This window comes from Bradyrhizobium sp. LB11.1, from assembly GCF_040549385.1.
Taxonomy (GTDB): domain Bacteria; phylum Pseudomonadota; class Alphaproteobacteria; order Rhizobiales; family Xanthobacteraceae; genus Bradyrhizobium.
The window spans coordinates 1-12348 of record NZ_JBEPTH010000013.1 but is presented as its reverse complement, the minus strand read 5'-3'; the positions used below and the strand labels follow the sequence as shown (position 1 = coordinate 12348).

10 protein-coding genes are annotated in these 12348 nt (G+C 62.4%); 9 read left to right on the top strand and 1 reads right to left on the bottom strand.

The window, feature by feature from the left end; genetic code table 11:
• Positions 1 to 101: 101 nt before the first annotated feature.
• Positions 102 to 1253, top strand: coding sequence for a substrate-binding domain-containing protein (locus ABIA96_RS27970; protein ID WP_354140263.1), 1152 nt, complete (start codon positions 102 to 104; stop codon positions 1251 to 1253).
• A gap of 134 nt (positions 1254 to 1387) precedes the next feature.
• Here ABIA96_RS27970 and ABIA96_RS27965 read toward each other — a convergent pair whose 3' ends face one another.
• The gene (locus ABIA96_RS27965; RefSeq protein ID WP_354140262.1) at positions 1388 to 2182 is read right to left on the bottom strand and encodes a DeoR/GlpR family DNA-binding transcription regulator; all 795 of its coding nucleotides are present in this window, start codon (positions 2180 to 2182) and stop codon (positions 1388 to 1390) included.
• A 229-nt stretch (positions 2183 to 2411) separates the two neighbouring features.
• On the opposite strand from ABIA96_RS27965, the gene deoC reads away from it, so the two are divergent.
• The 8 genes from deoC to ABIA96_RS27925 all read left to right on the top strand — a co-directional run bounded on the left by deoC (position 2412) and on the right by ABIA96_RS27925 (position 11882).
• Positions 2412 to 3440 carry a deoxyribose-phosphate aldolase gene (deoC, locus tag ABIA96_RS27960; RefSeq protein WP_502918855.1) on the top strand — a complete coding sequence of 343 codons (1029 nt, stop codon included), beginning with the start codon at positions 2412 to 2414 and terminating at the stop codon, positions 3438 to 3440.
• 2 nt (positions 3441 to 3442) lie between these two features.
• Positions 3443 to 5830: an aldehyde dehydrogenase family protein gene (locus tag ABIA96_RS27955; protein WP_354140261.1), complete on the top strand. Its 2388-nt coding sequence runs from the start codon at positions 3443 to 3445 to the stop codon at positions 5828 to 5830.
• Between the two features lie 82 nt (positions 5831 to 5912).
• Positions 5913 to 6368, top strand: coding sequence for an RbsD/FucU family protein (locus ABIA96_RS27950; RefSeq protein ID WP_354140260.1), 456 nt, complete (start codon positions 5913 to 5915; stop codon positions 6366 to 6368).
• A gap of 5 nt (positions 6369 to 6373) precedes the next feature.
• Entirely contained in the window at positions 6374 to 7297 is a 924-nt protein-coding gene (locus ABIA96_RS27945) for a ribokinase (protein WP_354140259.1), read from the top strand.
• Positions 7298 to 7304: 7 nt separating this feature from the next.
• Positions 7305 to 8180 carry a carbohydrate ABC transporter permease gene (locus ABIA96_RS27940; protein WP_354140258.1) on the top strand — a complete coding sequence of 292 codons (876 nt, stop codon included), beginning with the start codon at positions 7305 to 7307 and terminating at the stop codon, positions 8178 to 8180.
• Positions 8177 to 9214, top strand: coding sequence for a carbohydrate ABC transporter permease (locus tag ABIA96_RS27935; protein ID WP_354140257.1), 1038 nt, complete (start codon positions 8177 to 8179; stop codon positions 9212 to 9214). Before ABIA96_RS27940 ends, ABIA96_RS27935 begins: the two co-directional genes overlap by 4 nt.
• A gap of 49 nt (positions 9215 to 9263) precedes the next feature.
• Positions 9264 to 10703 carry an extracellular solute-binding protein gene (locus tag ABIA96_RS27930; protein ID WP_354140420.1) on the top strand — a complete coding sequence of 480 codons (1440 nt, stop codon included), beginning with the start codon at positions 9264 to 9266 and terminating at the stop codon, positions 10701 to 10703.
• Between the two features lie 87 nt (positions 10704 to 10790).
• Positions 10791 to 11882, top strand: coding sequence for an ABC transporter ATP-binding protein (locus tag ABIA96_RS27925; RefSeq protein ID WP_354140256.1), 1092 nt, complete (start codon positions 10791 to 10793; stop codon positions 11880 to 11882).
• Positions 11883 to 12348 lie beyond the last annotated feature (466 nt).

Below are 12348 nucleotides of genomic sequence, written 5' to 3'. Positions count from 1 at the left end.
GAAGTCAGGCGCAGCGCATGAGCCACAAGTTCGTCGCGCTGCGTGGGTAGGGGCAAGGTCGCTGGCCCTCCGGTGAATCGGCGATCAAAATGGAGGAAACAATGAAGCCAATCTTGCGACAAACCTTGCCTTTGACCGTGCTGATGGCAGCTGCGACCCTCTCGATGATCCCCTCGGCACGCGCCGAAGTGCCCGCGACCTGTGTGAAGGGCGTCGATCTTGCGAAGCTTGGGCCGAAATCGATCGTCGGCCAGGGACCCCATGGCGAGAAGGCGGCTTCGCCCGAGGTGCTCGCGCTGTCCGAGGCCGACGCCGCGAAGGTCAAGGAGAAGCATTTCAAGGTTGGCATCTCCATGCAGACGGTCAACCTGGACTGGTCGCAGCTCCAGATCCAGGGCATCACCGATACGCTGAAGAAGTACGGCGTGACGGTGACGGGGGTCGCATCCGCCGAATATCAGGTGGATAAGCAGATCGCCGATATCGAGAACACCATCCAGCAGCATCCGGACGGCATCATCTCGATTCCGGTCGATTTCACCGCGACCGCGCCGACCTACAAGAAGATCGCCAAAGCGGGCATCAAGCTCGTGCTGATGGACAGCATCCCGACCGGCCTGAAGCATCCCGAGGAATATGCGACAATGGTCTCCGCGGATAGCCAGGGCAATGGCCAGATCGCGGCACAGATCCTGGCATCCTGCGTGGCGCAGGGCGGCACAATCGGTCTCGTCAATTTCGGCGTCGACTATTTCAGCACCAACGAACGCACGAAGGGCGTGCGGGAGTGGATGAAAGCAAACCGGCCCGACATCAAGATGAAGCAGGTCGATTTCACCGATCCGCCGAAAGTCTCGCAGATCGCCGGCGACTTCCTGACCGGCAATCCCGACGTCAAGGGACTGTACGCCGTGTGGGATCAACCGGCGCTGGACACGTTGAGCTCGATGCGGGCCCAGGGCATCGATATTCCCATGACGACGGTCGATCTCGGCCTGCAATCAGCCATCGAGATCGCCAAGGGCGGTCCGCTGAAGGCGACTGGCTCGCAGCGTCCCTACGACCAGGGCGTCGCCGAGGCGATGGCGATGATGAATGCGCTGCTGGGTAAGGAAACACCTGGCTGGATCGGCGTGCAGTCGCTGCCGGTGACGCAGTCGAATGTGCTGGAGTCCTACAAGACCGTGTTCAAGAAAGACCCGCCGGCCGAACTGGCGGATGCTTGCAACAAGGCGAAGCCCGCCTGCAACTGAGTCTGTGATACCGATGCGCGGTTCCACGGGACCGCGCATCGTCGTTGTTTGAGCACGATCTTTCCGGAAAACCGCTTTGCACTTTTCGGATCATGCTTCAGCAGACCATCCGGGCGAGCCATCCCCCGTCCGGATCAGGCTGTGCTGGTGACGTATTCGACGGGAAGGCTGCGGAAGTGCTTGCGCGTGTCCGCCGACACGGCGCCACCGACGATGATTCGCGAGAACGAGCTGACGTCGGAGAAGAACGCCGGCTTGAGGCTGCCGAGCTTGCTGGCATCGACCACCAGGATGCTCTCCATGGCGGTGGCAATGACGGCCTGCTTGATGGCGACTTCATGAAAATTCGAGCAGCTCGCGCCGCGGGTCCAGTGCAGGCCGCCAGCCGAGACGAACGCCTTGTTGATCCCAAGTCGCCGCAGATAAGACAGGCCGTCATCCGACGAGAACGACTGCGACGACGGATGGTAGAGCCCGCCCATCAGCATCACCTGCGTCGCCGGACGGTGGGTAACGATCGAGGCGGCATTCAGCGAATAGCAGATCACCGAGAGAGGCATGTCCTCAGGCAGGCAATCGGCTAGCGATTGCATCGTAGTGCCGCAGTCGATGAAGATGGTGTCGCCTTCCTTGATCGAGGCGGCTGCGGATCGGCAGGCGAGGAGCTTGTCCTGCGTATGCTGGTCGATTTCCTGCTCGAATGTGTACTTGATCCCGGTCGGTGACGCCGCGTTGACGACGTAGCCGCCGAGCAGGGCGAGTGCCGCCTCGGGTCCGGCAAGGTCGCGCCTGACCGTCATCTCCGACACCTTCAGCAGCTCGGCGGCGTCCTTCAGATGCAGTGCGCCGCTCGTCTCGACGGCGCGACGAAGCCTTTGCAGCCGCTGGACGCGCGTTTCGCTGGGTCGTGCAACCGGTGTTTCAGTCATTTTCGTCACCGAGCCTGCTTATCCGGTTGACAATGATCTTACAATGATGTGAGTTTAGCAACGTCAATTTGTTACAATAATAACATCTGGCCCGAAGGTCGTTTCGCTGTCCGCGATGGCAGGCAGCAGAAGCTCCAGCGGGCAAGGGATGGGAGGATCGCATGTTGCAATCGGCACATTCAGTCTATCTGCCGTCTCAGCCGATTCGCTAGCATCGCGCGGCGTACCGATGGCGCAGGGCGTCTTGATATCAAACCCATCCGCGGTGCCGGCGCAGCCCCATGCGCGGGATCACAATCATCCGCATCCGATCGCGCGCAACTGCGGACGCGCGCTCGAGATGGACTGGGTCGATGAGATCAGGATCAATCTGTCGGCCGCCGAGCGCCGCGTTGCGAGCCTGCCGGGCCGACGCACCGTCAAGAAGGACGCGCAGGCGGCGTGGTTGCTCAAGGCGATTACCTGCATCGACCTGACGACGCTCAACGGCGACGATACCGCCGAGCGGGTGAAACGCCTCTGCGCCAAAGCCAAGATGCCGCTGCGCGGCGACCTTGTCGATGCACTCGGCTTCTCCGGTCGCGGGCTGCACACGGGCGCGATCTGCGTCTATCACCGCTTCGTCGCAACCGCGGTCGAGGCGCTCGATGGGTCTGACATTCCGGTCGCTGCGGTCTCGACCGGATTTCCTGCGGGCCTCGTGCCGCACGATCTGAAGCTCAAGGAGATCGAGGCGTCCGTCAGGGACGGTGCGCAGGAGATCGACATCGTCATCACGCGCGAACATGTGCTGACCGGGGATTGGCGGGCGCTCTACGCCGAGGTCCGGGATTTCCGCGCGGCCTGCGGTAATGCGCATTTGAAGACCATCCTGGCAACCGGCGACCTCAAAACGCTGCGCAACGTCGCCAAGGCCTCGATGGTCTGCATGATGGCCGGCGCCGATTTCATCAAGACCTCCACCGGCAAGGAGGGCGTCAATGCCACGCTGCCGGTGACACTGGCGATGCAGCGCATGATCAGAATCTATGAGGAGCGCACCGGTTTCCAGATCGGCTTCAAGCCGGCCGGCGGAATCTCGACGGCGAAGGATGTGCTCAACTATCAGTTCCTGATGAAGGAGGAGTTGGGACGCGATTGGCTCGAGCCGGATCTGTTCCGCGTCGGCGCCTCCAGCCTGCTCGCCGACATCGAGCGCCAGCTTGAGCATCACGTTACTGGCCGCTACTCGGCCTTCAACCGTCATCCCGTGGGCTGAGCATGAGCATCGCACATTACTACGAGACCATGGATTATGGTCCCGCCCCCGAGGCGGACGGCGAGGCGCGCGCCTGGCTGAAGCGGCATGACGCGACGTTTGGGCATTTGATTGCCGGCAAATTCGCAAGCCCCGCTTCGGGCAAGCATCTGACGACGATCGAGCCGGCCACCGGAAAGACGCTGGCCAGACTCGCGCAAGGCATCGCTGCGGATGTCGAGGCTGCCGTCGGCGCCGCGCGATCGGCGCAGTCGTCGTGGGCAAAGCTCGGTGGTCACGGTCGTGCCCGTCATCTCTATGCGCTGGCGCGTATGCTGCAGCGTCATGCGCGATTATTCGCGGTGCTGGAAGCGATCGACAATGGCAAACCGATCAGGGAAACCCGCGATCTCGACGTGCCACTTGCTGCGCGCCACTTCCTGTATCACGCCGGCTGGGCGCAATTGCAGGAGAGCGAATTCGCCGACCACGTCCCGGTCGGTGTGATCGGCCAGATCGTCCCCTGGAACTTTCCGCTGCTGATGCTGGCCTGGAAGATCGCGCCGGCGCTGGCGACCGGCAATACTGTGGTGCTAAAGCCGGCCGAATTCACATCACTCACCGCGCTGCTGTTTGCCGAGTTCGCGGCGGAAGCGGGCCTGCCGCCCGGCGTGTTGAATGTGGTGACGGGTGACGGCGCCACCGGCGCGCTTCTCGTCGAAAATCCCGGTGTCGACAAGATCGCCTTCACCGGGTCGACCGAGGTCGGGCGGTTGATCCGTCAGTCGACCGCAGGGAGCGGCAAGTCGTTGACGCTCGAGCTCGGTGGCAAATCGCCGTTCATCGTGTTCGACGACGCTGATATCGATGGCGCCGTAGAAGGCGTGGTCGATGCGATCTGGTTCAACCAGGGCCAGGTCTGCTGCGCCGGATCGCGGCTGTTGCTGCAGGAAGGGATCGCAGAGACGTTCCGCAAGCGTCTGATCCGTCGCATGGAGACGCTGCGCGTTGGTCCTCCGCTCGACAAGTCAATCGACATGGGCGCGGTGGTCGCGCCGGTGCAACTCGAACGGATCAAGGCGCTGGTCGAGACTGGAGTCAAGGAGGGCGCCGAGAAGTATCAGGCGCCTGGGCCGATTCCCGCAGAGGGGTGCTTCTATCCCCCGACCTTGCTCTGGAACGTACATCCGTCATCGACCGTGGCGATCGAGGAGATCTTTGGTCCGGTGCTGGTTGCGATGACGTTCCGCACGCCGGACGAGGCGGTGATGCTCGCCAACAACACGCGCTATGGTCTTGCCGCCAGCGTGTGGAGCGAGACCATCGGCCTCGCGCTCGATATCGCGCCAAAACTTCAGGCCGGCGTGGTCTGGGTCAATGCGACCAATTTGTTTGATGCCAGCGTCGGCTTCGGCGGCTACCGCGAGTCCGGCTTTGGCCGCGAGGGCGGCCGGGAAGGCCTCTACGAATATCTCAAGCCGAAGGCATGGAGCGGGCGGAAAGTGCGGGCGAAGGCGCCGCCGCCTCCGACGGCCTCGGCCGACAGCGCCGGATTTGGCACGCCGCCGATCGATCGGACGGCAAAGCTGTTCGTCGGCGGCAAGCAGGTCCGTCCCGACGGAAATTATTCGCGCACGGTTCTGTCGCCGAAGGGGCGGCACCTCGGCGAAGCCGGGGAGGGCAATCGCAAGGATATCCGTAACGCCGTGGCTGCCGCGCGTTCGGCCGAGGGGTGGGCGCGGGCGACGACGCATAATCGTGCCCAAATTCTCTACTACCTTGCGGAGAATCTGTCCGCGCGCGGCGACGAGTTCGCTCGGCGTATTGGTGAAATGACCGGTGCTTCGGCCGCCAAGGCACGTGCGGAGGTCGAGGCGAGTATCGAGCGGCTGTTCAGCTATGGGGCCTGGGCCGACAAGTATGAGGGGACGATCCATGCACCGCCGTTGCGGGGCGTGGCGCTTGCCATGCACGAACCGATCGGCGTGGTCGGGGTGGCCTGTCCGGACGAGGCGCCGATGCTGGGCTTCATCAGCCTGGTGGCACCGTTGATCGCGATGGGCAACCGCGTCGTCGCCGTCCCGAGCGAGCGCCATCCGCTTGCAGCGACCGATTTCTATCAAGTGCTGGAGACGTCGGACGTGCCTGCGGGCGTCGTCAATATCGTCACCGGCGACCGCGATGCGCTGGCAAAGATCCTTGCCGAGCATGATGACGTCGATGCGCTGTGGGTGTTCGGCGCGCAGGAGGCCTCGACGGCCGCGGAGCGGCTGTCGGTCGGTAACCTCAAGCGCACGCTGGTCGACCATGGCCTGGCGCTCGATTGGTACGACCGGTCGGCGAGCGAAGGTCCGATCCTGCTCCGCCATGCGGTGCAGGTGAAGAACATCTGGATTCCCTACGGGGACTAATGACGTCACCTTGCGGTGATACTGATTGGCACCGGGACCATCAGAGTTCCGGCGACTGTTGAAGACAAGGGAGGGACGCAACATGCTCAAGGGCATCAATCCACTGCTCAATGCCGACGTGCTCTATGCCTTGCGCGCAATGGGGCACGGCGATCGCCTCGTGGTGTGCGATACCAATTTCCCCGCTGACTCGATCGCGCGCCAGACCGTATTCGGCGAGTTGCTTCGCATCGACAATGTCAGTACGGCAAAGGCGATCGAGGCCATTCTCTCGGTGCTGCCGCTCGATACCTTCGTCGATGATGCGGCGATGCGTATGGAGATCGTCGGTCAGCCCCAGGAGGTACCGCCGGTGCAGCGCGAGGCGCAGGCCGCGATCGACCGCGCCGAGGGCCGCTCCTGGCCACTGGTCGGGGTCGAGCGCCATGCTTTCTACGAGAAAGCCAAGACGGCCTATTGCGTGATCGCCACCGGCGAGCGGCGCTTCTATGGCTGCTTCCTGTTTTCCAAAGGCGTCATCGCGCCGGACGGAGAGTGACGACCATGAGCAAGAATGGCGTCGCAGTGCTCGGCATCTTCGTCGTCGATCTGGCCTTCCGGGCCGGCAACATGCCGGCAATCGGCGAAACGATCGCGGGCTCGGGATTTGCCATGGGACCAGGCGGCAAGGGATCGAACCAGGCCGTGGCCGCTGCGCGGGCGGGCGCGGACGTGACCTTCATCTCGCGTATCGGCCGCGACGCCTTCGGTGATCTAGCCATCAAGACGTGGGAGACGGAAGGAATTCGGCCGCGCGTCGCCAGGACTGCGGAAGCGCCGACTGGCGCCGCCTTCATCTATGTCCACGAGACACGCGGCGACAACGCCATCATCGTGGTGAGCGGAGCGGCCGACGGTCTCGGCCCCATCGACGTCGACGCGGCGGCGGATGCGATCCGCGCCAGCCGCGTCTTCGTGACCCAGCTCGAGCAACCGGTCGCGGCCGCACAGCGCGGGCTCGAGATCGCGCGCGCTGCGGGCAGCATCACCGTGTTCAACCCGGCACCCGCGGGCGCATTCGAGGACAGCCTGTTTGCCTTGTGCGACTACGTCGTTCCCAACGAGACCGAGGCGGAAGCGCTGACGGGGGTCGCGGTGAGCGATCTTGCCGGCGCCCGCCGCGCCGGAGACGCGCTGCTGGCCAAGGGAGCCGGCACCGCGCTGATCACGCTCGGCGAACGCGGTGCGCTGTTTCACGGGCGAGATCGCTCGTTGCACGTGCCGCCGTTCGCCGCCGGCAAGGTGATCGAAACCGCGGGTGCGGGCGATGCATTCGTCGGCGGATTCGCGGCAGCGCTTGCGGGCGGTGCCGATCCACTGGAAGCGGCGCGTTTCGGTTCGGCGACGGCCGGGATTTCCGTGACGCGCGCCGGGACTGCGCCTTCCATGCCGCGGCGAGCAGAGATCGAAGCCCTGTTGAAGGAATGATCTCCTCATGATGCGGAACGATCCGATCAAGCATGTCTTCATCTGGCCGGCGGTGCTCGTCGTGCTGGCGATCTCGATCTTTCCGCTCATCTATTCGTTCACCACAAGCTTCCTCAGCTATCGCCTGATTCCACCGATTCCGCCGCGCGTCGTGTGGCTCGGCAACTATGCTTCGCTCTTGCAGGAGCCGCGCTTTTGGAATGCAATCTTCACGACGACGCTGATCGCCTTCATCGCGGTCGGGGTGCAATACGTGATCGGGTTCAGCGTTGCGCTCGCGCTGAACGCGCGCGTTCCCGGCGAGCGGCTGTTTCGCGTCGCCTTGTTGCTGCCCATGCTACTGGCCCCGGTTGCCGTCGCGCTCGTTGCCCGCATGATCTTCAATCCGACCATGGGGCCGCTCAACCAGTTCCTGTCCATGTTCGGCCTGGCGAACCTTCCGTTCCTCACGAACGGACATTGGGCGCTCGCTTGCATCATCGCGGTGGAGATCTGGCAGTGGACACCGTTCATCATCCTGATGATGCTGGCTGGCCTGCAAACGCTCCCTGAGGATGTCTACGAGGCTGCCGAGCTCGAGAACGCAAGCGCCTGGCAGCAGTTCTGGGGCATCACGTTTCCGATGATGCTGCCGATCTCGGCCGCCGTCGTCTTCATCCGCCTGATCGAGAGCTACAAGATCATGGACACCGTTTTTGTGATGACGGGCGGTGGACCGGGCGTGGACACCGAGACCCTGACCTTGTTCGCCTATCAGGAGGGCTTCAAGAAGTTCAATCTCGGCTACACATCGGCGCTCAGCTTCCTGTTCCTGATCGCGATCACGATCATCGGTGTGACCTATCTGGCGCTGCTGCGGCCGCATCTGGAGAAGCGCCGATGAGCGGGCAGGGCCTTATCGGACTGTCGAGCTGGAGTCGCCGCCTGGTCGCGGCCGGCGTGCTCGTCTGGTGCCTGATCTCGGTGTTTCCGCTCTATTGGGTGGTGGTGACGGCTTTCAAGACCCCGCCGGGCGTGGTCGGCGGCCCGACCTATATTCCGTTCGTCGATTTCACGCCGACCCTGCAGCCCTTCATCGATCTCTACCAGGGTATCCGTGGTGAGTTCTTCCGAACCTTCCTGAACTCGACCATCATTGGACTGTCGGCGGCGGCGATCGCGACTGCGATCGGCGCGATGGCGGCCTATGCGCTGGTGCGGTTCGAATTCAAGGTGCGCTTTGGCGCGGGTCTGATCTTCTTCCTGCTCGCGCTCGGCGGCTATCTGCTGCTCAACAATACGCTTGGATATACCCGACCGCAGGCGCTGCTGCTGGCGTTCCCGATCGCGCTTGCCGCTGCAGTCTTGGCTAACCGCCTGCCGCTGCCAGGGCCGATCCTGGGCAATGAGGATATCCTGTTCTGGTTCGTCAGCCAGCGCATGTTTCCGCCGATCGTCACGGCTTTCGCGCTGTATCTGCTCTACAGCGAAATCGGCCGGCTCGGTTTCCAACTCATCGATAGCTATGTCGGCATGACGCTGTGCTACGTCGCGTTCTCGCTGCCGATCGTGGTCTGGCTGATGCGTGATTTCTTCGAGGCCATCCCGATCGAGGTCGAAGAAGCCGCGATGGTCGACAACGTGCCGAGCTGGCGCATCTTTCTCGGCATCGTTGTGCCGATGTCGATGAACGGACTGCTGGCGACTTTCATGATCACGCTCGCCTTCGTCTGGAACGAGTTCCTGTTCGCGCTGTTCCTCACCAATTCCAGGTGGCAGACGCTGCCTATCCTGGTGGCGGGACAGAACAGCCAGCGAGGCGACGAATGGTGGGCGATCTCGGCCGCAGCGCTCGTCGCCATTATTCCGATGATGATCATGGCAGGTCTGCTCAGCCGCATGATGCGGTCGGGCCTGCTGCTCGGAGCGATCAAATAGCAAAAACTTGTGTAGGGAGGACTGGACGATGTTGCGACGGACGTTTCTGATGCTGACCACCTCGCTTGCGATGGCCGCCACCGCGAGCCAGGCGAACGCTGCCTGTAGCCCGGATTACTCCGGTGTCACCCTGACGGTGGCATCGCAGACCGGACCGTATATCGCCTCCGCGCTCAAGCTCGGCGCGGATGAATGGACCAAGAAGACCTGCGGCAAGGTCAATGTCGTCGAGTTTCCGTGGTCGGAGCTCTACCCGAAGATCGTCACATCGCTCACCGGGGCGGATGCGACGTTCGATCTGGTCAGCTTTGCGCCGGCCTGGCTGCCGGACTTCGTGCCCTATCTCAGCGAGATGCCGAAGGAGATGCAGTCCGGCAAAGATTGGGATGATATCGAGCCGGCCTATCGCGAGCGACTGATGGTGTGGGAGGGCAAGATCTATTCGCAATCGATGGACGGCGACGTCCATACCTACACGTATCGTACCGATCTGTTCAGCGATCCCAAGGAGAAGGACGCCTTCAAGGTCAAATACGGTTACGATCTGGCGCCGCCGAAGACCTGGAAGCAATATCTCGACATCGCGGAGTTCTTCCAGCGCCCGGACAAGGCACTTTGGGGCACGGCGGAAGCCTTCCGTCGCGGTGGCCAGCAGTTCTGGTTCTTCTTCAGCCATGCGGCGGCCTATACCAACAACCCGAACTATCCGGGCGCGATGTTCTTCGACCCCGAGACGATGGACGCTCAGATCAACAATCCGGGTTGGGTGAAGGGATTGGAGGAATATATTCGCGCCTCCAAGCTCGGTCCGCCCAATGCGCTGAACTTCTCGTTCGGCGAGGTCAACGCAGCCGTGGCCGGTGGCCAGGTGGCTGAGTCGATCGGCTGGGGCGATACCGGGGTGATCGCCGCAGATCCCAAGCAGTCGAAGATTTCGGGCAAGGTCGGCTCGGCGATACTGCCTGGATCGGACGAGATCTGGAACGCCAAGACCAAGAAGTGGGACAAGTTTCCGAACGTATTGCCGACACCGTTTATGGCATTCGGCGGCTGGCAGATCGGGGTGCCGAAGGCCGGCAAGAACCAGCAGGCGGCATGGGACTTCGTCAAGACGCTCACGAGCCCCGAAGTGTCGGGGCAGGCGGCGATCACAGGCGGCAGCGGGGTCAATCCTTATCGCAAATCGCACACCGCCAATCTGCAATTGTGGAGCAAGAACTTCTCGCCGGAGGAGGCCAAGGAATATCTCGGCGCTCAAGCGGACTCGCTGAATGCCAAGAACGTCGCGCTCGACATGCGTCTGCCCGGCTATTTCTCCTACACCGAGGTCGTCGAGATCGAGCTCGGCAAGGCCCTGGCCGGCCAGACCACGCCGCAGGCCGCGCTGGACGCGGTCGCGAAGGAATGGAATCGCCTGACCGATGAGTTCGGGCGCGCCAAGCAACTCGCCGCTTATCGCGCGGCGATGGGCCTCCAGCCCAAGAACTAGCTTCCCGTCAAGACGTCCCCGGATGATGCGCGAGCGTCATCCGGGGTCTGATCGGCCGTCGACAAGAGGGGACGGAAAAAGGAATCCATGGCGCACGTCGAGATCGATAACGTCAGCAAGGCATATGGGCCCTACGAGATCATCGAGGGGCTCGATCTGAACGTCGCCGACGAGGAATTCGTCGTACTTGTCGGCCCGTCCGGCTGCGGCAAGACCACGACGTTACGCATGATTGCTGGGCTGGAGGCGGTCACCAGCGGAAACATCCGTATCGGCAACCGCGACGTGACGCAGCTGCGCCCGGGCTTGCGCAATTGTGCGATGGTGTTCCAGAACTATGCACTCTATCCACATATGACGGTCGGGGAGAACATCGGCTACGGCATGAAGGTGCGGGGCGATTCACGCGTCAGCATCGCGAAAGCAGTTCAGGACGTGGCACGGGTCCTCGAGCTCGAGCAATATCTGGACCGCCGGCCCAAGCAACTCTCCGGCGGCCAGCGCCAGCGCGTCGCGATCGGCCGTGCCATCGTGCGCAGCCCGGATGTGTTTCTGTTTGACGAGCCGCTGTCAAACCTCGACGCCAAGCTCCGCATCGAGATGCGGACCGAGATCAAGGCACTGCATCGTCGTCTTGCCAAGACGATCGTCTATGTCACGCACGACCAGGTCGAGGCCATGACCATGGCGGATCGCGTCGTGGTGATGAATCGCGGCCGGATCGAGCAAGCGGCCGATCCAATCACGATCTACGAGAAGCCCAGCAACCTCTTCGTCGCGGGCTTCATGGGTGCACCCAGCATGAATTTTATCCATGGCGAGATTGTCGCTCGCGACGGCGCGCTGGTCTTCACCGAGCCGTCGGGTACGGCGTTGAAATTGCCGAAGTCTCGCGAGGCGATCTATGCAGGGAGCGTCGGCAAGCCGGTTGTGCTCGGCGTGCGGCCCGACCATGTGCTCCGGCAGGATGCGCCGATCGGCTCTTCCGTCCGCTTGATGGTGAAAGACGTGGAGCCGCTCGGGCCGCATACCCTCGTGATTGGAACCGTGGGCGCATTTCCATTCACGGCTCAGATGCAGGTCGGTGTCGCTGCGGCGCCGGATCGCTTTATCGACGTCGCTCTTGATCTGGAGCGAACGCACCTTTTCGATAAGGTTTCGGGGAAGGCTATTTCTTAGCCTGCGATTTCGCGGGCGTCGAAGCTCATCCCCTATCTTCGAAATCCAAGCCACGCGCCATCTATGCGCTTGGTGCGCAATAAGGCGGCGTCCCGACGCGCGCACTGAGAATCCGAAGATGCGATTTCGCTTCCAATTCATCGTATATGGCCCTAGTAGAGCCAAGCTGCGAAAGCTTCGTCGAACCAGAGTTTCTCAATCAGCCCAGTCACATAAGGCGGCGATTGAGGCAAAAGACCTCAATAATATGAATGCCTTAAGCCGAAAATTTTCCATAGCGCCCATGATGGATTGGAGCGAGAGTTCAAGGTTTTCAATCGGTTAGAGAGTGCCGTGTGCGCGACGTGTGCACCGGGAGATCAAGAAAAATCGTAAGCGTCCGAATCCTGCACGACTTTCCGAGAGTGCGTAGTCGTTCCATATCGGGTTCCTTGCTGCATTGGAGGATCTCCGGTGGGTACGGAAT